Consider the following 24,541-nt stretch of genomic DNA (forward strand, 5'->3'; position numbering starts at 1 on the left):
GGGAGATGTGTATAAGAGACAGGTGCACGAGGACGTCGGTCCCCGCCGCACCCTGCAGGCAGCGGGGGCGCAGGCCGTCGTCGGTGGCGGCACCGGCTGGCAGGTCATCGTCGGACCCATCGCGGACAACCTCGCGCAGGACATCCAGGACGAGCTGTGACGGCGGTCCGGACGCCCTTCGCGGGTCCGGTCGTCGCCCTGGCGGACGTGCCGGACCCGGTCTTCGCCGGGCAGCTCGTCGGAGCCGGGGTCGCGGTCGACCCCACCGGCGTCGAGGGCCCCGTCACCGCTGTGGCCCCGGTCGACGGCTCGATCGTCAAGCTGCACCCGCACGCGTTCGCCCTGCAGGGTGCGGCGGGGACCGACGTCCTCGTGCACGTCGGCATCGACACCGTGAAGCTCGGGGGCGAGGGCTTCGAGCTGCTCGCGGCCGAGGGCGACACCGTCCGCGCGGGCGACCCCGTCGTGCGGTTCACCCCGTCGGTGATCTCCGCCGCCGGCTACTCCCCCGTCTGCCCGGTGGTGGTGCTCGGCAGCGCGCCGGACTCCGTCGAGCAGTCCACCGTGGGCTCGGTGCTCACCGACGGCGCGACGCTCTTCACGGTCTGACACCGCGCGCAGCGCGGGATCGGCGGTGGAGGTCAGGCGGCCGGGCTGGTCGCCGTGACCTCCATCTGCACGCGGTAGCGGTCCGAGCGGTACCAGGAGCGACTGTGCTCCACGGGCCGGTCGCCGGAGTACGACACCCGGTCGAACTCCAGCACGGGCGCACCCGTCCTCGTCCCGAGCAGGGTCGCGACGTCGTCGGCGGCGGGCTTCGCCGCGACGGTCTGCTGCGCGCGGTCGATCGGGGTGTCGTACTCGGTCGCCGCGAGCGAGTACACGGATCCGGACAGGTCGTGCTCGAGCAGCCCGGGGAACGCGTCCGCCGAGAGCCACGCGTCGTCGATCGACACCGGTGCCCCGTCGGCCATCCGCAGGCGCTTGAGGTGGTACGCGGTCGCACCGTCCCCCAGGCGCAGCGCGGCCACGGTGTCGTCGGGGGGCACGGTCTCCTCGCGGACGAGCACGACGGTGGTCGGCACGTGCCCGAGCGCCCGCATCTCCTCGGTGAAGGACGCCAGGTGCAGCGTCGACTGCACGGGCCGGTGGGCGACGAAGGTCCCCTTGCCGCGCACGCGCTCCAGGTAGCCCTCGTTGACGAGCTGCCCGAGCGCCTCGCGCACCGTGATCCGCGAGACCCCGTACTCGGCGATGAGCTGCCGCTCCGACGGGATGGCCGCACCGGGGGCGAGCCGGGTCGTCGCGAGGTCGAGCAGGATCCGCCGCAGCTGCTGGTGCTTCGGTTCGGCACCCTCGGTGATGCGGCTCGTCATGCGGGTCCCTCTGCTCCGTCGCTCGGCGTGCTGGTCGTCCAGGTGGTCATGCGCGGACATGACCAGTGGGCCTCACAGTAGCGATTCGATCGGTGTTCGCCAACGTCGTGACAAGATGACGCCCGTGACCACGGTGGTGATCGTCGACGACGAGACGCTCGTCCGCTACGGCTTCGAGCTCATCCTCGGCGCCGCGGCGGACATCGAGGTGCTCGCCACGAGCGGGGACGTGGACGCGGTGGAGACCGTGCGGCGGCACCGACCCGACGTGGTCCTGCTCGACGTGCGGATGCCCCGGGTCAACGGGCTGCAGGTCCTCGCCCAGCTGCGCGAGCTGCCCGAACCGCCGGCCGTCGCGATGCTCACGACGTTCGACACCGACACGCAGGTCGTCGCCGAGGCGATGGACGCCGGTGCGGCCGGCTTCCTCCTCAAGGACACCGACCCCGAGTCGCTCGCCGAGTACGTCCGGGCGCTGGCCCGCGGGGGCATCGTGCTCGCCCCCGGCGTCGACCGCACCCGCCTGTTCGCGCTCCGCCGGAGCGCCGTCCCGCCGGAGCTGTCCGACCGTGAGCACGCCGTCGTGCGGTCGACGCCGGGGGCGAGCACGATGCCCCCGCGGGCCAGCGCCCGGACGTACTCGGCGAGCGACTCGGGGTCGGTGTCCTTGAGGAGGAAGCCGGCCGCACCGGCGTCCATCGCCTCGGCGACGACCTGCGTGTCGGTGTCGAACGTCGTGAGCATCGCGACGGCCGGCGGTTCGGGCAGCTCGCGCAGCTGGGCGAGGACCTGCAGCCCGTTGACCCGGGGCATCCGCACGTCGAGCAGGACCACGTCGGGTCGGTGCCGCCGCACGGTCTCCACCGCGTCCACGTCCCCGCTCGTGGCGAGCACCTCGATGTCCGCCGCGGCGCCGAGGATGAGCTCGAAGCCGTAGCGGACGAGCGTCTCGTCGTCGACGATCACCACCGTGGTCACGGGCGTCATCTTGTCACGACGTTGGCGAACACCGATCGAATCGCTACTGTGAGGCCCACTGGTCATGTCCGCGCATGACCACCTGGACGACCAGCACGCCGAGCGACGGAGCAGAGGGACCCGCATGACGAGCCGCATCACCGAGGGTGCCGAACCGAAGCACCAGCAGCTGCGGCGGATCCTGCTCGACCTCGCGACGACCCGGCTCGCCCCCGGTGCGGCCATCCCGTCGGAGCGGCAGCTCATCGCCGAGTACGGGGTCTCGCGGATCACGGTGCGCGAGGCGCTCGGGCAGCTCGTCAACGAGGGCTACCTGGAGCGCGTGCGCGGCAAGGGGACCTTCGTCGCCCACCGGCCCGTGCAGTCGACGCTGCACCTGGCGTCCTTCACCGAGGAGATGCGGGCGCTCGGGCACGTGCCGACCACCGTCGTGCTCGTCCGCGAGGAGACCGTGCCCCCCGACGACACCGTGGCCGCGCTGCGCCTGGGGGACGGTGCGACCGCGTACCACCTCAAGCGCCTGCGGATGGCCGACGGGGCACCGGTGTCGATCGACGACGCGTGGCTCTCGGCGGACGCGTTCCCCGGGCTGCTCGAGCACGACCTGTCCGGATCCGTGTACTCGCTCGCGGCGACCGAGTACGACACCCCGATCGACCGCGCGCAGCAGACCGTCGCGGCGAAGCCCGCCGCCGACGACGTCGCGACCCTGCTCGGGACGAGGACGGGTGCGCCCGTGCTGGAGTTCGACCGGGTGTCGTACTCCGGCGACCGGCCCGTGGAGCACAGTCGCTCCTGGTACCGCTCGGACCGCTACCGCGTGCAGATGGAGGTCACGGCGACCAGCCCGGCCGCCTGACCTCCACCGCCGATCCCGCGCTGCGCGCGGTGTCAGACCGTGAAGAGCGTCGCGCCGTCGGTGAGCACCGAGCCCACGGTGGACTGCTCGACGGAGTCCGGCGCGCTGCCGAGCACCACCACCGGGCAGACGGGGGAGTAGCCGGCGGCGGAGATCACCGACGGGGTGAACCGCACGACGGGGTCGCCCGCGCGGACGGTGTCGCCCTCGGCCGCGAGCAGCTCGAAGCCCTCGCCCCCGAGCTTCACGGTGTCGATGCCGACGTGCACGAGGACGTCGGTCCCCGCCGCACCCTGCAGGGCGAACGCGTGCGGGTGCAGCTTGACGATCGAGCCGTCGACCGGGGCCACAGCGGTGACGGGGCCCTCGACGCCGGTGGGGTCGACCGCGACCCCGGCTCCGACGAGCTGCCCGGCGAAGACCGGGTCCGGCACGTCCGCCAGGGCGACGACCGGACCCGCGAAGGGCGTCCGGACCGCCGTCACAGCTCGTCCTGGATGTCCTGCGCGAGGTTGTCCGCGATGGGTCCGACGATGACCTGCCAGCCGGTGCCGCCACCGACGACGGCCTGCGCCCCCGCTGCCTGCAGGGCGGCCTTGTCGACGAGGTCGCCGTCCTCCACCTCGACGCGGAGGCGCGTGATGCAGCCCTCGACCTCGTCGATGTTGTCGGCGCCGCCGAGCGCGGCGATGATGTCGGCTGCCTTGATGTCGGCCATCGTTTCCTCCTCGTTGGGGTTTCCGTACAGGTTGACATGCGTCCGGTCCGGGTTCAGACTCGGGAACTGGTCATGACCGGACAGGACCGGCACGGCGTCACGCCGAGCGTACCGGTGCGGTCCGACCGACTCAACTCCCCGACAGCTCCACCCAACGACGAGAGGACCGCCGATGAGCACCGCTGCTGCCACGGACGTGCCGGAGAAGAAGACCCCGAAGAAGCAGTCGAAGCTCTTCGCGAACGCCCAGCGCCTGGGTCGGAGCCTGCTCCTGCCGATCGCGGTCATGCCGGCCGCGGGCATCCTCAACCGCATCGGCCAGCCGGACCTCCTCGGCGCGATCCCCGGCTTCGAGACCGGCGCGGGGGTCATCTCCGCCGCCGGCCAGGCGATCTTCACGTGGTTGCCGCTGCTCTTCGCGGTCGGCATCGCAATCGGCTGGGCGAAGAAGTCCGACGGCACCACGGCGCTCGCCGCGGTCGTCGGCTACATGGTCATGTACGAGGTGTGGAAGGTCATGTCGCCGATCGTCCTCGCGGGCGTGAAGGACGCGAACGGCGACCAGGCCACGATCAACTTCGGCGTCCTCGGCGGCATCGTGATGGGGCTCGTCGCAGCGAACCTCTGGCAGCGGTTCCACCGCACGAAGATGCCCGACTTCCTCGGCTTCTTCTCGGGCCGCCGGCTCGTCCCGATCCTCACGGCGGCCGCCGGCCTCGTCATCGCGGTCCTCATGTCGTTCGTCTACCGCTACTTCGACATCGCGCTCACCGCCGCCGGCCAGGCCGTGGCGGACAACGCCGTGATCGGCGGCGGGATCTTCGGGTTCGCGAACCGCATGCTCATCCCGGTCGGCCTGCACCAGCTGCTCAACTTCTTCCCGTGGTTCCAGCTCGGCAGCTTCACGAACGCGGCCGGCGACATCGTGCACGGCGACATCCCCCGCTTCCTCGCCGGCGACCCCTCCGCCGGCATCTTCCAGACCGGGTTCTTCCCGATCATGATGTTCGCGCTGCCGGCCGGTGCGCTCGCGATCTGGCGGAACGCCAAGCCGCAGAACCGCAAGCTCGTCGGCGGCATCATGCTGTCCGCCGCGCTGACCTCGTTCGTGACGGGCATCACCGAGCCGCTCGAGTACTCGTTCATGTTCGTGGCGTTCCCGCTCTACGTCATCCACGCGGTGCTCACCGGGACGTCGCTCGCCCTCGTGAACGCCCTTGGCATCCACGACGGGTTCTCGTTCTCGGCGGGGGCGATCGACTACGTGCTGAACTTCGGCAAGGCGGACGGGGCGATCTGGCTCATCCCGATCGGCCTGGCGTACGCGGTCGTCTACTACGTCCTGTTCTCCTTCGTGATCAAGAAGTGGAACCTGCGGACCCCCGGCCGCGAGGACGACACCATCGCCGAGAACACCATCGACGCGGCCACCAAGGCCTGATCGCTCGCGCGCCACGTGACGGACGGGAGGCGCGGTGCCAGCTGGCACCGCGCCTCCCGTCCGTCTGTGGAGGCTCGCATGAGATCGGTTTTGACAATCGTTATCAACTAGGCCTACGGTCGTCAGCATGCAGAACCGCCGCCTCCTCGCCCTGCCGCTCGTCGCCGGCGCCGCCGCGCTCGTCCTGACCGGCTGCGCGACCTCCTCGTCCCCCGGCAGCGCGTCGAGCGACGGCACGGTCCGCGTGGTCGCCTCGACGAACGTCTACGGCTCGATCGTGCAGTCGATCGGTGGGAAGGACGTCGAGGTGACGAGCATCCTCGACGACCCGTCGCAGGACCCGCACTCGTTCGAGTCGAGCGCGAAGACGCAGCTCGCGGTCTCGAAGGCCGACCTGCTCATCGAGAACGGGGGCGGCTACGACGACTTCATGACCACGCTCGCGAAGTCCGCGAACACGAAGGCCCCCACCATCAACGTGGTCGACCTGTCCGGGGTCGAGAAGGACGGGGACAAGGAGTTCAACGAGCACGTGTTCTACAGCTACCCCACCATGGTGAAGCTCGTGGCCGAGGTCGAGCAGCGGCTGGCGAAGCTCGACGCCGGGCAGGCCGACACCTTCGCGGCGAACGCGAAGACGCTCACCACGAAGCTCGAGGACCTCGAGTCGCAGACCGCCGCCGAGAAGCAGAAGGTCGACGGGGACAAGGTCGCCTACACCGAGCCCGTCCCGGGGTACCTGTTCGAGGCGATGGGCCTCGACAACGTCACGCCCGAAGCCTTCTCGGAGGCGATCGAGGAGGGCGACGACGTCCCGCCGGCCGCCCTCAACGACACGCTCGAGCTTCGTGGTGAGCGTCTTCGCGTTCGCCGCGAAGGTGTCGGCCTGCCCGGCGTCGAGCTTCGCCAGCCGCTGCTCGACCTCGGCCACGAGCTTCACCATGGTGGGGTAGCTGTAGAACACGTGCTCGTTGAACTCCTTGTCCCCGTCCTTCTCGACCCCGGACAGGTCGACCACGTTGATGGTGGGGGCCTTCGTGTTCGCGGACTTCGCGAGCGTGGTCATGAAGTCGTCGTAGCCGCCCCCGTTCTCGATGAGCAGGTCGGCCTTCGAGACCGCGAGCTGCGTCTTCGCGCTCGACTCGAACGAGTGCGGGTCCTGCGACGGGTCGTCGAGGATGCTCGTCACCTCGACGTCCTTCCCACCGATCGACTGCACGATCGAGCCGTAGACGTTCGTCGAGGCGACCACGCGGACCGTGCCGTCGCTCGACGCGCTGCCGGGGGACGAGGAGGTCGCGCAGCCGGTCAGGACGAGCGCGGCGGCGCCGGCGACGAGCGGCAGGGCGAGGAGGCGGCGGTTCTGCATGCTGACGACCGTAGGCCTAGTTGATAACGATTGTCAAAACCGATCTCATGCGAGCCTCCACAGACGGACGGGAGGCGCGGTGCCAGCTGGCACCGCGCCTCCCGTCCGTCACGTGGCGCGCGAGCGATCAGGCCTTGGTGGCCGCGTCGATGGTGTTCTCGGCGATGGTGTCGTCCTCGCGGCCGGGGGTCCGCAGGTTCCACTTCTTGATCACGAAGGAGAACAGGACGTAGTAGACGACCGCGTACGCCAGGCCGATCGGGATGAGCCAGATCGCCCCGTCCGCCTTGCCGAAGTTCAGCACGTAGTCGATCGCCCCCGCCGAGAACGAGAACCCGTCGTGGATGCCAAGGGCGTTCACGAGGGCGAGCGACGTCCCGGTGAGCACCGCGTGGATGACGTAGAGCGGGAACGCCACGAACATGAACGAGTACTCGAGCGGCTCGGTGATGCCCGTCACGAACGAGGTCAGCGCGGCGGACAGCATGATGCCGCCGACGAGCTTGCGGTTCTGCGGCTTGGCGTTCCGCCAGATCGCGAGCGCACCGGCCGGCAGCGCGAACATCATGATCGGGAAGAACCCGGTCTGGAAGATGCCGGCGGAGGGGTCGCCGGCGAGGAAGCGGGGGATGTCGCCGTGCACGATGTCGCCGGCCGCGTTCGTGAAGCTGCCGAGCTGGAACCACGGGAAGAAGTTGAGCAGCTGGTGCAGGCCGACCGGGATGAGCATGCGGTTCGCGAACCCGAAGATCCCGCCGCCGATCACGGCGTTGTCCGCCACGGCCTGGCCGGCGGCGGTGAGCGCGATGTCGAAGTAGCGGTAGACGAACGACATGAGGACCGCGATGACGAGGCCGGCGGCCGCCGTGAGGATCGGGACGAGCCGGCGGCCCGAGAAGAAGCCGAGGAAGTCGGGCATCTTCGTGCGGTGGAACCGCTGCCAGAGGTTCGCTGCGACGAGCCCCATCACGATGCCGCCGAGGACGCCGAAGTTGATCGTGGCCTGGTCGCCGTTCGCGTCCTTCACGCCCGCGAGGACGATCGGCGACATGACCTTCCACACCTCGTACATGACCATGTAGCCGACGACCGCGGCGAGCGCCGTGGTGCCGTCGGACTTCTTCGCCCAGCCGATTGCGATGCCGACCGCGAAGAGCAGCGGCAACCACGTGAAGATCGCCTGGCCGGCGGCGGAGATGACCCCCGCGCCGGTCTCGAAGCCGGGGATCGCGCCGAGGAGGTCCGGCTGGCCGATGCGGTTGAGGATGCCCGCGGCCGGCATGACCGCGATCGGCAGGAGCAGGCTCCGACCCAGGCGCTGGGCGTTCGCGAAGAGCTTCGACTGCTTCTTCGGGGTCTTCTTCTCCGGCACGTCCGTGGCAGCAGCGGTGCTCATCGGCGGTCCTCTCGTCGTTGGGTGGAGCTGTCGGGGAGTTGAGTCGGTCGGACCGCACCGGTACGCTCGGCGTGACGCCGTGCCGGTCCTGTCCGGTCATGACCAGTTCCCGAGTCTGAACCCGGACCGGACGCATGTCAACCTGTACGGAAACCCCAACGAGGAGGAAACGATGGCCGACATCAAGGCAGCCGACATCATCGCCGCGCTCGGCGGCGCCGACAACATCGACGAGGTCGAGGGCTGCATCACGCGCCTCCGCGTCGAGGTGGAGGACGGCGACCTCGTCGACAAGGCCGCCCTGCAGGCAGCGGGGGCGCAGGCCGTCGTCGGTGGCGGCACCGGCTGGCAGGTCATCGTCGGACCCATCGCGGACAACCTCGCGCAGGACATCCAGGACGAGCTGTGACGGCGGTCCGGACGCCCTTCGCGGGTCCGGTCGTCGCCCTGGCGGACGTGCCGGACCCGGTCTTCGCCGGGCAGCTCGTCGGAGCCGGGGTCGCGGTCGACCCCACCGGCGTCGAGGGCCCCGTCACCGCTGTGGCCCCGGTCGACGGCTCGATCGTCAAGCTGCACCCGCACGCGTTCGCCCTGCAGGGTGCGGCGGGGACCGACGTCCTCGTGCACGTCGGCATCGACACCGTGAAGCTCGGGGGCGAGGGCTTCGAGCTGCTCGCGGCCGAGGGCGACACCGTCCGCGCGGGCGACCCCGTCGTGCGGTTCACCCCGTCGGTGATCTCCGCCGCCGGCTACTCCCCCGTCTGCCCGGTGGTGGTGCTCGGCAGCGCGCCGGACTCCGTCGAGCAGTCCACCGTGGGCTCGGTGCTCACCGACGGCGCGACGCTCTTCACGGTCTGACACCGCGCGCAGCGCGGGATCGGCGGTGGAGGTCAGGCGGCCGGGCTGGTCGCCGTGACCTCCATCTGCACGCGGTAGCGGTCCGAGCGGTACCAGGAGCGACTGTGCTCCACGGGCCGGTCGCCGGAGTACGACACCCGGTCGAACTCCAGCACGGGCGCACCCGTCCTCGTCCCGAGCAGGGTCGCGACGTCGTCGGCGGCGGGCTTCGCCGCGACGGTCTGCTGCGCGCGGTCGATCGGGGTGTCGTACTCGGTCGCCGCGAGCGAGTACACGGATCCGGACAGGTCGTGCTCGAGCAGCCCGGGGAACGCGTCCGCCGAGAGCCACGCGTCGTCGATCGACACCGGTGCCCCGTCGGCCATCCGCAGGCGCTTGAGGTGGTACGCGGTCGCACCGTCCCCCAGGCGCAGCGCGGCCACGGTGTCGTCGGGGGGCACGGTCTCCTCGCGGACGAGCACGACGGTGGTCGGCACGTGCCCGAGCGCCCGCATCTCCTCGGTGAAGGACGCCAGGTGCAGCGTCGACTGCACGGGCCGGTGGGCGACGAAGGTCCCCTTGCCGCGCACGCGCTCCAGGTAGCCCTCGTTGACGAGCTGCCCGAGCGCCTCGCGCACCGTGATCCGCGAGACCCCGTACTCGGCGATGAGCTGCCGCTCCGACGGGATGGCCGCACCGGGGGCGAGCCGGGTCGTCGCGAGGTCGAGCAGGATCCGCCGCAGCTGCTGGTGCTTCGGTTCGGCACCCTCGGTGATGCGGCTCGTCATGCGGGTCCCTCTGCTCCGTCGCTCGGCGTGCTGGTCGTCCAGGTGGTCATGCGCGGACATGACCAGTGGGCCTCACAGTAGCGATTCGATCGGTGTTCGCCAACGTCGTGACAAGATGACGCCCGTGACCACGGTGGTGATCGTCGACGACGAGACGCTCGTCCGCTACGGCTTCGAGCTCATCCTCGGCGCCGCGGCGGACATCGAGGTGCTCGCCACGAGCGGGGACGTGGACGCGGTGGAGACCGTGCGGCGGCACCGACCCGACGTGGTCCTGCTCGACGTGCGGATGCCCCGGGTCAACGGGCTGCAGGTCCTCGCCCAGCTGCGCGAGCTGCCCGAACCGCCGGCCGTCGCGATGCTCACGACGTTCGACACCGACACGCAGGTCGTCGCCGAGGCGATGGACGCCGGTGCGGCCGGCTTCCTCCTCAAGGACACCGACCCCGAGTCGCTCGCCGAGTACGTCCGGGCGCTGGCCCGCGGGGGCATCGTGCTCGCCCCCGGCGTCGACCGCACCCGCCTGTTCGCGCTCCGCCGGAGCGCCGTCCCGCCGGAGCTGTCCGACCGTGAGCACGCCGTCGTGCGACTCGTCGCCGAGGGCGCGAGCAACCCCGAGATCGGCCAGCGCATCGGCGTCAGCACCGGCACCGTGAAGGAGGACGTGCGCGCCCTGCTCGCCGCCTTCGGCGTCACCACGCGCGTCCAGCTCGCGCTCCGCGCGGCCGAGGCCGGACTGCTGGATGGCTGAGACCGCCGGGCGGGTCCGGGCTGCGCTGTCGGGTCTGGACGGGAGGCTCGAGGGACTCGTCGACGCCGGCCTGCGCAGGGCGCGCACCCGGAAGGCGCCGTGGTGGGTGGTCGACGCCGTGTTCCTGGCGGCTGCGGTCGTCGACGCGGTGCTCGACCTGTCGGGAGCCACGACGACGGAGATCACGCTGTCCCTGGTCGCCGCCGGGGCGCTGGTGCTCCGCCGACGCTTCCCCGTGCTGACCTTCGCGCTCACGATGCCCGGGCTCTTCATCGGCTCCGGGGTCGTCGCGGCGAGCATCGCCCTCTTCACCCTCGGCGAGCGCACGAGTCGACGGTGGCTGATGCTCCTCGCCGCGGTCGTGCAGTTCGTCGGGTTCAGCGGCTTCGTCGTCGGTCCCCCGCAGCAGCTCGACGAGATCGTCGTGTCCACCGTCTACGCGCTCATCTTCGCCCTCGGACCGCTCGCGATCGGCATGCTCGTCCGCACCCGGGCGGTGCTCGTCGACCGCATCGCCGAACTCCGGGCGTCCCGCGCCGAGGAACGTCGTCGGGGCGCCGAGATCGCGCTGTCCCGCGAGCGGGCGCTCCTGGCCCGCGAGATGCACGACGTCGTCTCGCACCAGGTCACGCTCATAGCGGTGCAGGCCGGCGGGATGCAGATGGCCGGACGCGACGACCGGGAGCGCGAGTTCGCACGGACGATCCGGCAGCTCTGCGTCGTGACCCTGCAGGAGCTCCGCGAGATGGTGCAGGTGCTCCGCGCGTCCGGCGGTACCGACCGCGAGATGGCACCGCAGCCCCTGCTCGGCGACCTCGACCGGCTCATCGCGGCGAGCGGCCTGGAGACCTCGGTCGCGGTCGACCTGCCGGACACCCTGTCGCAGCCGGTGCAGCGCGCCGTCTACCGCTTCGTGCAGGAGGGCCTGACGAACGTCCGGAAGCACGCGCCGGGGGCGAGCGTCCGGATCAGCGGCCGGCTGCACCACGAGCAGGTGCTCGTCGACGTCGTGAACGGGCCGGCGCGTGCCGAGCGACTCGAGCTCCCCGGGTCCGGTCTCGGGCTCATCGGGCTGGGTGAACGCGCGTCGCTGCTCGGCGGTCGGCTCGAGTCCGGGCCGCAGCCGGGGGACGGCTTCGCGCTGCACCTGCGCCTGCCCGTCGAGCACGTCCCGCCGGAGGTCGCGGTCGGAGCACCACCGCGCGGGTGACCGGCGATGGCCGATCGGCCACCCGGGTTCACGCCACCGCCCGATGCCGGAGTGACGACACCTCGGCTGTGATGACACCGTGGCACCCAACACCCTCGTCGCAGCACTCCGCCGGCACCCGGTCTCGACCGCGGTCGCCGTGGCCTCCGTCGTCCTCGTCGTCACCGCACGCATCGCGCACGCCGAGCCGGACTTCCCGCACCACCCGCCCGTCGCCTGGGCCGCCCTCGTGGTCGTCGTGCTCGCCACCCTGCTCGCGGAGCGCACGCTCGGGTCGCTCCGCACGGTGGCCATCGGCGTGCTCGCTCCCCTGGCCGCCGCCGGGACGACCCTCCTCGCCGTCACGGTCGGTGCCGCCATGGGCGAGGCGCACGCCGAGACCGCGGCGGGCCAGCCGCTCTTCGCCCCCTCGATGGTCGCGACGGCCCTCGTCGGCGCCGCCTCCGCGACGATGCCCGTCGGCCGTCGTCGCCGGATCCGGGCCGTCCTCTGGACGGTCGTCCTGACGCTCGTGCTGTTCGCCGGGCACGGGTCTGACACCGCGCGTGCCCTGGCGACCCTGTTCGGGACCGCAGCCGGCGCGATCGTGGCGCGCCGTGCCTCCCGGCCGGCCCCGGAGCGCCCGCGGACCGCCGCCCGTCCCGCCGTCCAGCCCCGTTCGGTCGTCGTCGCGACGCTCGCGTCGCTCGGTGCCGGCACGCTCGTGACCCTCGTCGTGCCGCAGCCGGACGGCGTGCTCTCGCCGTTCGCGGACGCGATGAGCGACCGGGCGACCGTCCTGGTCGGCATCCTGCTCCTCGCCGCCGCCTGGCTCGTCCACCGCGGCCGTCGGACCGGTGTCGTCCTGGCCGCCGGGCTGCTCGTCGTGCTGACCGCCGTGCTCGCCGACGTGTTCCTCATCGAACCGATGAGCGAGGGCTTCGTGCAGTGGCGGGGCCTGACGATGGACGAGGTCGAGTGGCAGGTGACGCTGCTCGGCGCCTGGGCCGTGCCCGCCGCCGTGCTGCTGGCCGTCGTGCTCCTGCGCGGCCGACTCGTCCGGGCTCGCTTCGCCGCGGCGACCCTCGGCGACACGGGCTACCGGGAGATGCTCCGCGACGGGGACGCCGGTACCCTCGGCCACATGGGGACGTGGACCGGCAACGCCACCTGGACCCACCCCGACGGGCTGGGCGCGGTGGCCTACCGCGTGCACGGCGACGTCGCCCTGACGGTGTCCGACCCCGCCTGCGCCGCCCGTGACCGCGCCGAGGTCGTCACCGCCTTCGCCCGGGCCTGCGAGCGGAACGGGTGGACCCCCGCGTTCACGAGCGTCCACGAGTCCGTCCGCACGATCCTCGCCGCCGAGGGCTGGGCGTCGTTCCCGGTCGGTGTCGAGTCGGTGCTCGACGTGACGACGTTCGACCTGCGCGGCAAGAAGCGGCAGGACCTCCGGACGGCGTCGAACCGCGCCGACCGCGAGGGCCTGCGCGACGAGTGGACCACCCTGGCCGCGCTCGACCCGGCGATGCGCGCCCAGGTCGAGGCGATCTGCACCCGCTGGGCGGCCGACCGTCGGCTGCCGGAGATGGGCTTCACGCTCGGCGGCTTCCGCGAGCTCGACGACCCCGACGTGCGGCTCCTGCTCGCCGTCACCGCCGACGACCGCGTCACCGCCGTGACCAGCTGGCTGCCCGTGCACGAACACGGCACCCTGACCGGCTACACGCTCGACGTGATGCGCCGCGGCGAGGACGGGATGCCCGGCGTCATGGAGTTCCTCATCGCCCGCACGGCCCTGCGTGCCCGCGAGGCCGGTCTGACCACCATCAGCCTGTCCGGCACGCCGCTCGCGCCGCACACCGACGCCGGCTCCTGGGTCGCCCGCGGGTCCGCGCTGCTCGCCCGGGTGCTCGAGCCGGTGTACGGCTTCCGGTCCCTGCAGCGGTTCAAGGAGAAGTTCGGCGCCCGACACGAGCCGCTCTGGCTGGTCGTGCCGAGTGCGTTCCAGGCACCCCGGGTGGCCCGGGCCCTGACGAGCGCGTACGTGCCGGGACTCCGCCCGAAGCACCTGTGGGCCCTCCGGCAGGCGCACACCGCCACCGCCGAGCCCGTCGCGCCGGCACCCGTCGGCGCGGGCAGCCGGTGAGCCCGACCGAGTGGCTGCTCGCGACGCCGCTGCAGGCGCCGAACAAGCTCGTCCCGATCGACACGGCCTTCGTCGTCCTCGCCCTCGTGGTGCTGCTGCCGGCGGTCCGGCGGTGGCGTGACCGCGCGGCCTGGCGACGGGTGGCCTGGCGAGCAGGGATCGCCCTCGCCGGCGCCGGACTGGTGCTCGTGGCGTGCTGGTTCACGACCTCGGTCGTCGACCTGTTCGGCGTCGCGCTGAGCCCGGTCACGCAGATGTGGAGCGCCTTCGCCGGCGCCGCTCTCGCGCTGGCCGTCACCGGGATCGTGCACGGCGGCGGGTGGCGACGAGCCCTCGCGATCGTGCTCGTCCCCGCGGCGCTCGTCGTGCCCGCGCTCGGGATCAACGTCGAGTTCGCGAAGTACCCGACGCTCGGCACCGTCGTGCAGAGCGACCCGTACCCGACCTACCACGCGGGCGCACGGCCGACTGCACAGCCGACGCCCGGTGGCCCGACGGCCACTGCCTCCGCCACCCCGGCGATGCCCGCGTCCGGGCAGATCGTCTCCGCGGACATCCCGGGCACGCGCTCCGGCTTCCACCCCCGGCCGGCGGCGATGTACCTGCCGCCGGCGGCGCTCGTCCCGGACCCGCAGCCACTCCCGGTCGTGATCGCGTTCTCCGGGCAGCCGGGCGCCCCGAGCGACCTGTTCACCGCCGGACAGCTCGCCACGCCCCTCGACGAGTACGCCCGGGCCCACGGCGGTCGAGCGCCCATCGTCGTGTCGGTCGACCAGCTCTCCTCCCCGGGGCTCAACACGATGTGCGTCGACTCCCGGCTCGGGAACGTCGACACCTACGTCACGCAGGACGTCCCCGCGTGGATCCTCGCGAACACCCCGGCGACGACCGACCGAAAGGCCTGGGGGCTGACCGGGTTCTCGCAGGGGGCGACCTGCACCATGCAGTTCCTGTCCGGGCACCCGGGTGACTTCGGCGCTGCCCTCGCCGTCTCGAGCGAGCTGCAGCCGATCGACCAGAGCCCGCGGCACAGCGCCGACGAAGCCTTCGGCGGCTCGATCGCGCGGTGGCAGGCCGCGGCGCCGATCGCCCTGATGCGGAAGAACGGGCTCGCCGGGCACAGCGTGTGGCTCGTCGCGGGGGCGGTGGACGGGGAGTTCACGGCGAACGCGCGGCAGCTCGGCGCTGCTGCGACGGCAGCCGGGGCCCGGGTGTCGGTGTCGAGCGCGCCGGGGAGCGGGCACGACTGGAACACCGTGCAGTGGGCGTTCCGGACGGACGTGACGCCGTTCTGCGACGCGCTGTTCGCCGAGTAGCGAAGCCACCGACATACAACACGCCAGAAGGCTGGACATCAGTCCTGGTCCCCGCCATCGTGGTCATGCCCGTTCCGGGCACACCACGAAGGGGGAACGATGAACCGAACACACACGCACACGCTGGTCGGCCTCGCGCTGACCGTCGGCCTGGTGGCCGGCACCGCCGCGACGGCGACGGCCGCGCCGCTCGAGCGACTCGGGTCCGGTCCTGACGCCGGCGGTGTCGTCCTGCCCACCGCGGACACAACCACGGTCTCGAGGACGACGGGCGTCGGCGGGACTGCCCGCGGCGGCGACGGCGCGTTCTGGCAGTACGGCGTGAGCGGCGGCGACGTCTGGTCGAACTCCTTCCGCGAACGGAGCTGTCACGGCGCGACGGCGGTGGGGAAGAAGACCAAGCGCGTGACGAACGTGCCGGGCGGCCGGTACGCGTACGCAGCGACCCCGAAGGCCGGGAGCGGCAACCAGGCGTACTACCACAACTGCTGACACGCAGGCAGGGTGGGCACCCCGGCGGCGCCCGCCCTGTTCGGGGATCGAGGGGAACGCACGTGTCGCACCGGATACTGCTGCTCGCGTACGTCGTGCCGGCCGTCCTCGCGGTCGTGCTCGGCTTCGTCGGCCTGCTCCAGGTCGCGGAGTCCGGCGCGGTCGGCAGCACGGGGACGGTGACGGCCAGCGCAGGAGCCGCGACGGGATCCAACGAGCGCGTCGCCGCGGCACTCGAGCGGGTCGCCCGGACCGAACACGTGACCATCGTCCGCTTCGTCGCCGACCGTACCTCGCCCGTCGACCGTCGGGCGGCACTCACGACCGGGGCACCTGGGACGCGTGGCGCGACCTGGCTCCGCGCCGGCTACCCGGACTTCTCCCGCGGCATGTCCACGCGCGTCGAACCGATGGCGGCGCTGGTCGAGTTCGACCCCACCGGGAGCTACGAGCTCGACGGGACCGACCGCGCCCGGAGTGCGACGGTCGACGCGCTGCGCAGCGTCGGGTACGAGGCGTCGTCCGACGCGATCCCGCTCGCACGGCGGCTCGGCATGAGCGACCGGCTCGACGGGACGCTCGGGCTCGTGGGGCTCGTGGTCAACGGCGCGGTCGTCCTGTGCCTGGTCGGGACCGTGGGAGCCCCGCGGCGGTACGCGGTGCAGCAGGCGTTCGGCCGGAGCAGCGGCGCGGTGCTGCTCGGCGAATGCTCCGTCGTGCGAGCGCTGCTCCCCCTGATCGGGGTCGCTGTCCCGACGGGAGCCGCCGCGCTCTGGTGGTACAACCGCCTCGCGGACGTGGGCCCGTTCGTGCTGGCGGTCACGGCGATCGCCGCCGTGCTCCTCCTCCCCGTCATCGCGGCGCACGGCGTCGGCGTCCTGGCCGCGCTCCGCGTGCCGATGGCGGCGGGGGTCCGCGGTGCGCGCCCGACCGCCCCGCTCGTCGCACTCGCCCAGGTTGCGCGGTTCCCGGCGGTGCTCCTGCTCGTCGCCGCGGTGTTCGACCTCGTCGGCGCGACCGCGGTGGCGCGGTCGGGTTCGACGGACCGCGACCTCCGTGCCGCCGGTGCGAGCGTGCAGCTCTGGGTCACGCCGGACCCACGCCCGGTCGACACGCAGGAGTACTGGGACCGCATCGGGGACTTCGCGGCGTCCGCACTCGTGGACGGCGGCGCGATCCTCGCCGCGCCGGTCGAGGTGCCGGTCGGTGGCGCGCGCTCGACCGTCCCGGTGCTGTTCGTGGACGACGGGTACCTCCGCCTCAGGGACGTCCGTGCCTCCGACGGCTCGCGTGTGTCGCCCGGCAGCACCCGACCGTCGAAGTGGCTCCCGGACGGCACGGACCTCGACGGGGCCGAACTCGTCCGGGCGCTCCGCGACTGGGACCTGCGGAACGCCGCAGATCCGGGCGTGCACCTGTCAGCCGTCCGGCTGGCGGACGGTCCGCTGTACACCTACCCGGGCGACGCAACGAGCCCGACGTGGCTGGACGACGCCGCGCTGGTCGTCGTGCCCGACCCGGCCCGAGCCTTCACACCGGATCAGCTCGGGTCGTGGCTGTCGAGCGGCGACGTCGTCTTCCGCACCCGGGCAGACGCCGAGCGCAGCATCACCCGCGCGGGGATCGGACGCGAGTTCAGTGCCGTCGTGGACGTCGGGCAGGCCGCTGCCGAGGAGGCACGACACGCCCGCCTCGCCGTCGGCGTCGGGACGGCAGCGGTGGTGAGCGGCCTCGCCGTCGCGGTGTCGCTCCCGGTCCTCGCCACTGCGGCACACCGACGGCGTTCCGGCCGACGGCGCTTCGTGCTCGCCACGGCCGGGGTGTCCGGGCTCCGCGCGGACCTCGGGCTGTTCGCGGTCGAGTTCGTCCTCGTGGCCTGCGGAGTCGTCGCCGTCGTCGACACCTGGGTCGGCCGACGTCCGGACGGGAGCGGGTTGCACTCCGGGCTGGACCCGGTCGCCCGCGCGGCGGAGCCCGCGGCGCTGCTCGCTGCCGCGGTCGTCGTCACCCTGGCCGCCGTCGGAGCGGTCGTCGTCGGCTCAACGGCCCGGACCGTCGTCCGGGAGCGAGGAGCAGGAGCGCGATGATCGAGGTCCAGGACACGTCGAAGCGCCGCGGCGGTCGGCTGTTGTGGCACGGGTTGTCCTTCCGCGTCGACCCAGGGGAGGTCCTCGCCCTCCGCGGGACGAGCGGTTCGGGCAAGTCGACCCTGCTCGACTGCATCGGCCACCTCGACACGCTCGACGCTGGCCGCATCATCGTCGACGGTCGCACCGCCCGGGGGAATGCCAGGCGCGCACGCCACATCCGGCGGGACCTGCTCGGGTACCTGTTCCAGGACTTCGGGCTGGTTCCCGACCTGTCCGTGACGGCGAACATCGAGCTGGCGCTCCCCGGTCCACGGCACCGGGTCGGTACGGCGCCGTCGGTCACCGCCGCACTCCGGAGCGTCGGCCTGGACGGCCGCGGTCCGGACCGTGCTCACGAGCTGAGCGGCGGGGAACAACAGCGCGTCGCACTCGCGCGACTGCTCGTGAAGCAGCCCCGCATCGTGCTCGCCGACGAGCCGACGAGCGCGCTCGACGACACGAACGCCGAAGTCGTGCTCACGCACCTGGAGGCGATGGCTGCGGCCGGCGCTGCGATCGTGGTCGCCACCCACTCCGATGCGGTCAGCGGCTGGGCAGACAGGAGCCTGACCCTGACGACCGCGGGCTGACCCGACGCGCAGGGGACGGGCGACAGGTGCCGAACCCCGACGCACGCGTCAGGCGTTGCGCACGAGCCAGGCGAACTGGTCGTCCGTGAGTGCCCGGTCGGCCCACACCTGGCGCTCCACCCCGTCCGGCAGCGGCTCGGCCGAGCTGCCCTGCCACACGAGCGCGAGTCCCGCCGCCCGCAGCACCGCCGCGGACGCCGGGTTGTTCGTGAGGACCCGACCCGTCACCGGGACGTGGGCGTCGACCCGGGCCGCCGCGTCGAGGGCCGCTCGGGCGATCTCCTTCGCGTAGCCGTGCCCCCAGGACTCGGGCGCGAGCCGGTAGCCCAGGTTCCACACCTGGCCGGCGGTCATGTCGACGCCACCGACACCGACGAACGCGCCGTCGGTCGTCCGGACGGCCCACGAGCCGAGCCCGTGCCGCGCGCGACCACCGATCTTCCGCTGCACCATGTCGATCGTGGACGCGCGGGTCGTGTGCCGCGCCGTCGGCAGGTGGGTCCACGTGCGCGCGTCGGAGAACAGCGCGTGCACGTCGTCGATGTCCGCCGGGGTGAGCGGCGTCAGCACCAGGCGATCCGTCCGGATCTCCTGCGCCGGGGTCAGGAGCTGGTGGGCCATGCACCGATCATCGCCCGCGCCACCGACAACGCGGTGAACACCACGCGACGTCCGCGTGATCCGGCCCCGGCGTGCGGGAAGCCGCAGGCGCTCAGTCGAGCAGGAGCGCCGGCTCCTCGATGATCGACGCGATGTCGGCCACGAAGCGCGAGGCCACGTCGCCGTCCACCACGCGGTGGTCGAACGAGGCGCCGATCGTGGTCACCATCCGCGCGCGGACCTCGCCGTCGACGACCCACGGCTTCGGCTTGATCGTGCCCATCGCCACGATCGCGACCTCGCCCGGGTTGAGGATCGGCGTCCCGGTGTCCATGCCGAACACCCCGATGTTGGTGATCGTCACGGTGCCGTCGGCCATCTGCTTCGGCGTGGTCTTGCCGTCGCGGGCCGTCAGGGTCAGCTCCTCGAGCGCCTGGGCGAGCTCGAACAGGGACATGTCCTGCGCGTCCTTGATGTTCGGCACGATGAGCCCGCGCGGGGTCGCCGCGGCGATGCCGAGGTTCACGAAGTGGTGGACGATGATCTCCTGGTCGGTCCAGGTCGAGTTCACCGAACGGTTGCGGCGGACGGCCCAGATCACGGCCTTCGCGAAGACGAGGAGCGGCGAGACCTTCACGCCGGCGAACGTCGGCGACGCCTTCAGGCGCTTGACGAACTCCATGGTGCGGGTGGCGTCGACGTCGACGAACAGCGAGACGTGCGGCGCCGTGAACTTCGACGTCGTCATCGCGGTCGCGATCGCCTTGCGGACGCCCTTCACCGGGATCGTCTCGCGGCGGACGTCGCCCCACTCGGGCGTCTCGATGTTCCGGAAGACGCCGGCCTGTTTCGCGTGCCGGATGACGTCGTCGCGCGTGACCTCGCCGGCGAGCCCGGTGGGCACGACCTCGGTCAGCTCGACGTCGAGGTCCTTCGCGAGCTTGCGGATCGGCGGCTTCGCGAGGACGTTCACGGCGGCGAGGGCCTTGCGCGGGCGCGTGCCCTGGGCGGCGACGGCCTGCGCCGTCGAGTCCTCACCCGGGTCCGACGCGGCCTCGGCAGCCGCCTGCGCGTCCGCACTGGAGGCACGGCTCGCCTCGGCCGCGAGGGCTGCGGCCCGGCGGGCACCCGGCTTGCGACGCGACGGGGACGTGGTGGCCGAGCCGTAGCCGACGAGGACGGCCCCGGAGGACTCGTCGGAGCCGACGACCGTGGCGTGGTCGGCGACCTCGGGGGTCGCCGCGGCGTGGCGCGCCGCCGGCGCGGCCGCGGCGGGAGCAGATGCGGCCGGAGCCGCGGGCGGGGTCTGTGCAGCGGGAGCCTGTGCGGCGGGGGCCTGTGCGGCGGGCGCGGGCGCCGGGGTGGACGCGACCACGGGCGAGGTCGGGACGCTGTCGGCGACCGGCGCCGTGCCTCCCGGCTGGACACCGGTGGGTGCACCGGAGGCGACCGACGCGTCGGACTCGACCCGGATGATCGGCTTACCGACCTCGACCGTGTCACCCTCGGACACGAGCAGTCCGGTGACGGTGCCGGCGAACGGCGACGGGAGCTCGACGAGGGACTTCGCGGTCTCGATCTCGACGAGGACCTGGTCCACGGCGATCTCGTCCCCGATCGCCACGCGCCACTGCACGATCTCGGCCTCGGTCAGGCCTTCGCCCACGTCGGGCAGGGGGAATTCGGCGGTGGCCACTACGGCTCCTTCGACGGTCAGGACGGTTCTGGTCAGTACGCGAGTGCGCGGTCGACGGCTTCGAGGACCCGGTCGGCGTCGGGCAGGTGCAGGTGTTCGAGCTTCGAGACCGGGAACGGCACGTCGAAGCCGGACACCCGCAGCGGCGGCGCCTGCATCGTGTAGAAGCAGTGCTCGGCGACGGTCGCGGCGATCTCGCTGCCGACGCTGACGAAGCCGGACGCCTCTTGCGCGATGACGAGGCGGCCGGTCTTCCGCACCGAGGCGAAGAGCGGCTCCCAGTCGATCGGCGAGATCGAGCGGAGGTCGATGACCTCGCAGCTCGTGCCCTCGGACTCGGCGAGCTCGGCGGCCTGCATGAGCGTCGCCACCATCGCGCCGTGGCCGACGAGGGTGACCTCGCTGCCCGTGCGGGCGACGCGCGTCGTGTGCATCGGGACGTGGCCGCCGATCAGGTCGACCTCGCCCTTCGGCCAGTAGCGGGACTTCGGCTCGAGGAAGATCACCGGGTCCTTCGACGCGATGGCCTCCTGGATCATCCAGTACGCGTCGTTCGGCGTGCTCGGGCTCACCACGCGGAGGCCCGCGGTGTGCGCGAAGTACGCCTCCGGGGACTCCTGGTGGTGCTCCACGGCGCCGATGTGCCCGCCGTAGGGGATGCGGATGACGACCGGCAGCGACATGTGCGCCGGCAGTCGGTTCTGCATCTTCGCGAGCTGTGAGGTGATCTGGTCGAACCCCGGCCAGACGAAGCCGTCGAACTGGATCTCGACGACCGGGCGGTAGCCGCGCAGGGCGAGCCCGATCGCGGTGCCGATGATGCCGGACTCCGCGAGCGGGGTGTCCCGGACGCGCTCGGCGCCGAACCGCTCCTGCAGGCCCTCGGTGATGCGGAAGACGCCGCCGAGCTGGCCGATGTCCTCGCCCATCAGCAGGACCTTGTCGTCCGCCTGCATCGCCGCGGCGAGCCCGGCGTTGAGCGCCTTCGCCATCGGCAGGTTCGGGGTGGGGTCGCTCGGGACCTCGCCGGCGCCGGGGTGGGCGCGGAGCGTGTAGTCGAAGAGCTGCTCGGTGGTGCTCATCAGTGGGAGCCCCCTTCGTAACCGGCCTCGTAGCGTTCGAGCCAGGCCTGCTGGTCGGCGACCGTCGGATGCGGCTCGCGGTACACGTTCTGGAACATGACGTCGATCGACGGCGGGGCCAGGGCGACCGTGCGGCGTCGGACGTCGGCGGCGATGTCCTCGCCCTCCTCGTCGAACACGGCGAGCTGCGCGTCGGTGACGCCGAGGCTGCGGAGGTAGGCGGCCGACCGGCTGATCGGGTCGCGGCGGACCCACTCGGCCAGCTCGTCGTCCTCGCGGTAGCGGCTCGGGTCGTCGGAGCTCGTGTGCGCACCGATGCGGTACGTGTCGGCCTCGACGAAGGCGGGACCCTGCCCGCTGCGGGCGTGGTCGGTCGCGACGACGGACGCCGTGTACGAGGCGAGGACGTCGTTGCCGTCGACCCGGACGCTCGGGATGCCGAAGCCGCGGGGGCGGTCGACGAGCGGGCTCGGCGACTGCGTGGTCACCGGGACGGAGATCGCCCAGTGGTTGTTCTGCAGGAAGAAGACCACGGGGGCCTTCGTCGAGGCCGCGAAGACGTAGGCCTCGTTGACGTCGCCCTGGCTGGTCGCACCGTCGCCGAAGTAGACGATCGAGCACGAGTCGACATCGGGGTCACCGGTGCCGACGACGCCGTCGAGCTGCTGGCCGAGCGCGTAGCCCGTCGCGTGCAGCGTCTGCGACCCGATGACGAGGGTCGAGATGTGCGTGTTGCCGCGCTCGTCCGGGTCCCACCCGCCGTGGGTCTGCCCGCGGTACATCGCGATGATCTCCATCGGCTCGACGCCGCGGTGCATCGTGACGGCGTGCTCGCGGTACGACGGGAAGACGTGGTCCTGCGCCCGGAGCGCGAAGACCGAGCCGACCTGCGCGGCCTCCTGTCCGTGGCTCGGCACCCACAGGCCGAGCTGTCCGGTGCGCTGGAGGTTGTGCCCGGCGTGGTCGAACCGCCGGGTGAGGACCATCCGGCGGTGCATCGCCAGCAGGGTCTCCTGCGGGATCGCCCGGGCAGCGGCGGCGTACTCGGCGTTCTCGTCGGTCTCCACGAACCGGCCCTCGGGGTCGAGGAGCCGGACGGTGGTCGACTCGGGTGCCGCGGCGCGGAATGACATGCCGGTCAGCGTAGCGGGCGGTCCGAGGGGGCCATCTGGAGGTCCTCCACAAGCGAGGCCGCTGTTTCGAGGAGCGTTTCCACAGCCTCGTGCTCGCCGATCGAGATGCGGATCCCCTCGTTCCCGAAGGCCCGCACGATGATCCCCGCGCGGTCGAAGGCATCGGCCGCATGTGCGGTGCGTTCCCCGGTCGGCAACCAGACGAAGTTGCCCTGCGCGTCCGGCACGTCCCAGCCCTGGTCGCGGAGCGCGGCGACGATCCGGTCGCGGGACTGCGCGAGCTCGGCGACGCGCTCGAGCAGTTCGTCCTCGCGCTCCAGGCTCGCGAGCGCGGCCGCCTGCCCCTGCGCCGTCACGGACAGCGGGATGGCGCACGCGCGGACGGCGTCGAGCACGTACGTCGGGCCGAGGGCGTACCCGACGCGCAGACCCGCGAGGCCGTACGCCTTCGAGAACGTCCGCAGCACGACGAGGTTCGGGTACCGCTCGAGCAGCGGAGCGCCCCGGACCGCGGTCGGCTCGGTCACGAACTCGGCGTAGGCCTCGTCGAGCACGACGAGCACCGACGACGGCACCCGCGCCATGAAGGCGTCGAACTCGGCGGCGGTCACGACCGGTCCGGTGGGGTTGTTCGGGGAGCAGACGATCACCATGCGCGTGCGCTCGGTCACGGCGGCGGCCATCGCGTCGAGGTCGTGCCCGCCGTCCGGCCGGTTCGGGACCTGCACGCTCGTGGCGCCGGCGACCGTGACGACGCCCGGGTACGCCTCGAACGAGCGCCACGCGTAGACGACCTCGTCGCCGGGGGCGCTCACGGCGCGGGCGAGCTCGTGCAGGATCGCGACGCTCCCCGGGGCGACGTGCACCTGGTCCGGGGTCAGGCCGAACCGGTCCGCGAGCACCGCGCGGACGGCGAGGGCGGTGGCGTCCGGGTAGCGGTTGAACGCCGTCTGGGCCTGCACCGCCTCGACGACGCCGGGCAGCGGTGGGAAGGGGTTCTCGTTGCTCGAGAGCTTGAAGGCGTCCGCGGCGGCCTGCCGACCCTGCTGGTACGCGGGGAGGACCGCGATCTCGGGTCGGATGTGCACGCGCGTGTCAGTCACCCAGTCAGCGTAACCGCGGGTCGGTCACGCAGACAGCGTGACCACCGACTCAGCGGAACCGGCGGTGTCGCCGGGCATCATGGCGGCATGCGATTCCTCGTCCGCCTCGTCGTCAACGCCGTCGCGCTCTGGCTCACGACCCTGATCGTGAGCGGTGTCACGGTCGTCCCGTTCGGCACCGGCGACACCACCGCCGTCGTGCTGACGTTCCTGCTCGTGGCGTTCGTGTTCGGCCTCGTGAACGCCGTCGTCGGCACGATCATCCGGGTCGTCGCCTTCCCGCTCTACGTCCTGACGCTCGGGCTCATCTCGCTCGTCGTGAACGCGGTCCTGCTGCTCATCGTCGCCGGGATCTCCGACGCGATGGGCTTCGGGCTGCAGGTCGAGTCGTTCGGCTGGGGCATCGTGGGGGCCTTCGTCCTCGCCGTGTTCTCGTGGCTGATCGGCCTGTTCGTGCGCCCCGCGCTCGACCGGCGCCGTCGGTGACGCGGGCCGGGCGACCGACCGGCACCGTGCCTCCAGGCCGGTGACCGTCGCGCGCACCCGCCG

At 72.3% G+C, this 24,541-nt stretch carries 23 protein-coding genes and 4 pseudogenes; 15 read left to right on the forward strand and 12 right to left on the reverse strand.

Annotation, left to right across the window (positions count from 1 at the left end):
• Window positions 1-156: 156 nt before the first annotated feature.
• A complete protein-coding gene (locus HUN59_RS17100) occupies window positions 157-609 on the forward strand; it encodes a PTS sugar transporter subunit IIA (protein WP_174779046.1) in 453 nt (150 codons plus the stop codon).
• Between the two features lie 32 nt (window positions 610-641).
• On the opposite strand, the gene HUN59_RS17105 is transcribed toward HUN59_RS17100, so the two are convergent.
• Window positions 642-1,376, reverse strand: coding sequence for a GntR family transcriptional regulator (locus HUN59_RS17105; RefSeq protein ID WP_174779047.1), 735 nt, complete (start codon window positions 1,374-1,376; stop codon window positions 642-644).
• A gap of 115 nt (window positions 1,377-1,491) precedes the next feature.
• Here HUN59_RS17105 and HUN59_RS19825 point away from each other — a divergent pair.
• Window positions 1,492-1,833, forward strand: a pseudogene (locus HUN59_RS19825) (response regulator); the annotation flags it as partial.
• A 236-nt stretch (window positions 1,834-2,069) separates the two neighbouring features.
• Here the strand turns inward: HUN59_RS19825 and HUN59_RS20120 are convergent.
• A pseudogene (locus HUN59_RS20120) lies at window positions 2,070-2,579 on the reverse strand (response regulator); the annotation flags it as partial.
• On the opposite strand from HUN59_RS20120, the gene HUN59_RS17115 reads away from it, so the two are divergent.
• Complete coding sequence (locus HUN59_RS17115; protein WP_174779047.1) at window positions 2,479-3,213, forward strand: GntR family transcriptional regulator; 735 nt, start codon at window positions 2,479-2,481, stop codon at window positions 3,211-3,213. The pseudogene HUN59_RS20120 and the gene HUN59_RS17115 sit on opposite strands and share 101 nt — an antisense overlap.
• A gap of 32 nt (window positions 3,214-3,245) precedes the next feature.
• On the opposite strand, the gene HUN59_RS17120 is transcribed toward HUN59_RS17115, so the two are convergent.
• On the reverse strand, window positions 3,246-3,698 hold the full coding sequence (locus HUN59_RS17120; protein ID WP_174779046.1) for a PTS sugar transporter subunit IIA: 453 nt from the start codon (window positions 3,696-3,698) through the stop codon (window positions 3,246-3,248).
• Window positions 3,695-3,931 carry a PTS transporter subunit EIIB gene (locus HUN59_RS17125; protein ID WP_058741885.1) on the reverse strand — a complete coding sequence of 79 codons (237 nt, stop codon included), beginning with the start codon at window positions 3,929-3,931 and terminating at the stop codon, window positions 3,695-3,697. Before HUN59_RS17125 ends, HUN59_RS17120 begins: the two co-directional genes overlap by 4 nt.
• Window positions 3,932-4,103: 172 nt before the next feature.
• Here HUN59_RS17125 and HUN59_RS17130 point away from each other — a divergent pair, with 172 nt between their 5' ends.
• Both HUN59_RS17130 and HUN59_RS19835 read left to right on the forward strand, forming a co-directional pair.
• Window positions 4,104-5,372 carry a PTS transporter subunit EIIC gene (locus HUN59_RS17130; protein ID WP_058741886.1) on the forward strand — a complete coding sequence of 423 codons (1,269 nt, stop codon included), beginning with the start codon at window positions 4,104-4,106 and terminating at the stop codon, window positions 5,370-5,372.
• 127 nt (window positions 5,373-5,499) lie between these two features.
• Window positions 5,500-6,159: pseudogene (locus HUN59_RS19835) on the forward strand (metal ABC transporter substrate-binding protein); the annotation flags it as partial.
• Window positions 6,160-6,261: 102 nt separating this feature from the next.
• Here the strand turns inward: HUN59_RS19835 and HUN59_RS19840 are convergent.
• Window positions 6,262-6,741 (reverse strand): annotated as a pseudogene (locus tag HUN59_RS19840) (metal ABC transporter substrate-binding protein); the annotation flags it as partial.
• A 127-nt stretch (window positions 6,742-6,868) separates the two neighbouring features.
• A complete protein-coding gene (locus HUN59_RS17140; RefSeq protein ID WP_058741886.1) occupies window positions 6,869-8,137 on the reverse strand; it encodes a PTS transporter subunit EIIC in 1,269 nt (422 codons plus the stop codon).
• A 172-nt stretch (window positions 8,138-8,309) separates the two neighbouring features.
• On the opposite strand from HUN59_RS17140, the gene HUN59_RS17145 reads away from it, so the two are divergent.
• Window positions 8,310-8,546: a PTS transporter subunit EIIB gene (locus tag HUN59_RS17145; RefSeq protein ID WP_058741885.1), complete on the forward strand. Its 237-nt coding sequence runs from the start codon at window positions 8,310-8,312 to the stop codon at window positions 8,544-8,546.
• Window positions 8,543-8,995, forward strand: a complete 453-nt coding sequence (locus HUN59_RS17150; RefSeq protein ID WP_174779046.1) for a PTS sugar transporter subunit IIA — start codon at window positions 8,543-8,545, stop codon at window positions 8,993-8,995. Before HUN59_RS17145 ends, HUN59_RS17150 begins: the two co-directional genes overlap by 4 nt.
• Window positions 8,996-9,027: 32 nt before the next feature.
• Here HUN59_RS17150 and HUN59_RS17155 read toward each other — a convergent pair whose 3' ends face one another.
• Window positions 9,028-9,762: a GntR family transcriptional regulator gene (locus HUN59_RS17155; RefSeq protein WP_174779047.1), complete on the reverse strand. Its 735-nt coding sequence runs from the start codon at window positions 9,760-9,762 to the stop codon at window positions 9,028-9,030.
• Between the two features lie 124 nt (window positions 9,763-9,886).
• On the opposite strand from HUN59_RS17155, the gene HUN59_RS17160 reads away from it, so the two are divergent.
• The 7 genes from HUN59_RS17160 to HUN59_RS17190 all read left to right on the forward strand — a co-directional run bounded on the left by HUN59_RS17160 (window position 9,887) and on the right by HUN59_RS17190 (window position 18,378).
• Window positions 9,887-10,513: a response regulator gene (locus HUN59_RS17160; protein WP_206609173.1), complete on the forward strand. Its 627-nt coding sequence runs from the start codon at window positions 9,887-9,889 to the stop codon at window positions 10,511-10,513.
• Window positions 10,506-11,723 (forward strand): sensor histidine kinase, encoded by a 1,218-nt coding sequence (locus tag HUN59_RS17165; RefSeq protein ID WP_174779048.1) that lies wholly within the window; start codon window positions 10,506-10,508, stop codon window positions 11,721-11,723. Before HUN59_RS17160 ends, HUN59_RS17165 begins: the two co-directional genes overlap by 8 nt.
• Before the next feature lie 79 nt (window positions 11,724-11,802).
• Window positions 11,803-13,851 carry a bifunctional lysylphosphatidylglycerol flippase/synthetase MprF gene (locus HUN59_RS17170; RefSeq protein WP_174779049.1) on the forward strand — a complete coding sequence of 683 codons (2,049 nt, stop codon included), beginning with the start codon at window positions 11,803-11,805 and terminating at the stop codon, window positions 13,849-13,851.
• Window positions 13,848-15,167 (forward strand): alpha/beta hydrolase, encoded by a 1,320-nt coding sequence (locus HUN59_RS17175; RefSeq protein WP_174779050.1) that lies wholly within the window; start codon window positions 13,848-13,850, stop codon window positions 15,165-15,167. Before HUN59_RS17170 ends, HUN59_RS17175 begins: the two co-directional genes overlap by 4 nt.
• A 99-nt stretch (window positions 15,168-15,266) precedes the next feature.
• Entirely contained in the window at window positions 15,267-15,659 is a 393-nt protein-coding gene (locus tag HUN59_RS17180; RefSeq protein WP_174779051.1) for a lactococcin 972 family bacteriocin, read from the forward strand.
• Window positions 15,660-15,721: 62 nt separating this feature from the next.
• Complete coding sequence (locus HUN59_RS17185; RefSeq protein ID WP_174779052.1) at window positions 15,722-17,746, forward strand: hypothetical protein; 2,025 nt, start codon at window positions 15,722-15,724, stop codon at window positions 17,744-17,746.
• Complete coding sequence (locus HUN59_RS17190) at window positions 17,743-18,378, forward strand: ABC transporter ATP-binding protein (RefSeq protein WP_174779053.1); 636 nt, start codon at window positions 17,743-17,745, stop codon at window positions 18,376-18,378. The genes HUN59_RS17185 and HUN59_RS17190 overlap by 4 nt, the downstream gene beginning before the upstream one ends.
• Window positions 18,379-18,426: 48 nt before the next feature.
• Here the strand turns inward: HUN59_RS17190 and HUN59_RS17195 are convergent, their stop codons facing one another.
• From HUN59_RS17195 to hisC, 5 genes are all read right to left on the reverse strand, one after another.
• Complete coding sequence (locus HUN59_RS17195; protein WP_174779054.1) at window positions 18,427-18,999, reverse strand: GNAT family N-acetyltransferase; 573 nt, start codon at window positions 18,997-18,999, stop codon at window positions 18,427-18,429.
• Window positions 19,000-19,090: 91 nt separating this feature from the next.
• Window positions 19,091-20,674 (reverse strand): dihydrolipoamide acetyltransferase family protein, encoded by a 1,584-nt coding sequence (locus tag HUN59_RS17200; RefSeq protein WP_174779055.1) that lies wholly within the window; start codon window positions 20,672-20,674, stop codon window positions 19,091-19,093.
• A 32-nt stretch (window positions 20,675-20,706) separates the two neighbouring features.
• Window positions 20,707-21,666: an alpha-ketoacid dehydrogenase subunit beta gene (locus tag HUN59_RS17205; protein ID WP_058741898.1), complete on the reverse strand. Its 960-nt coding sequence runs from the start codon at window positions 21,664-21,666 to the stop codon at window positions 20,707-20,709.
• Window positions 21,667-21,755: 89 nt separating this feature from the next.
• Window positions 21,756-22,889 carry a thiamine pyrophosphate-dependent enzyme gene (locus HUN59_RS17210; protein WP_174779059.1) on the reverse strand — a complete coding sequence of 378 codons (1,134 nt, stop codon included), beginning with the start codon at window positions 22,887-22,889 and terminating at the stop codon, window positions 21,756-21,758.
• Window positions 22,890-22,894: 5 nt separating this feature from the next.
• On the reverse strand, window positions 22,895-23,992 hold the full coding sequence (gene hisC, locus HUN59_RS17215; RefSeq protein WP_174779060.1) for a histidinol-phosphate transaminase: 1,098 nt from the start codon (window positions 23,990-23,992) through the stop codon (window positions 22,895-22,897).
• A gap of 87 nt (window positions 23,993-24,079) precedes the next feature.
• On the opposite strand from hisC, the gene HUN59_RS17220 reads away from it, so the two are divergent.
• Window positions 24,080-24,478: a phage holin family protein gene (locus HUN59_RS17220; protein WP_114850392.1), complete on the forward strand. Its 399-nt coding sequence runs from the start codon at window positions 24,080-24,082 to the stop codon at window positions 24,476-24,478.
• The last annotated feature ends 63 nt before the right edge of the window (window positions 24,479-24,541 follow it).

This window comes from Curtobacterium sp. Csp2 (assembly GCF_013347165.1).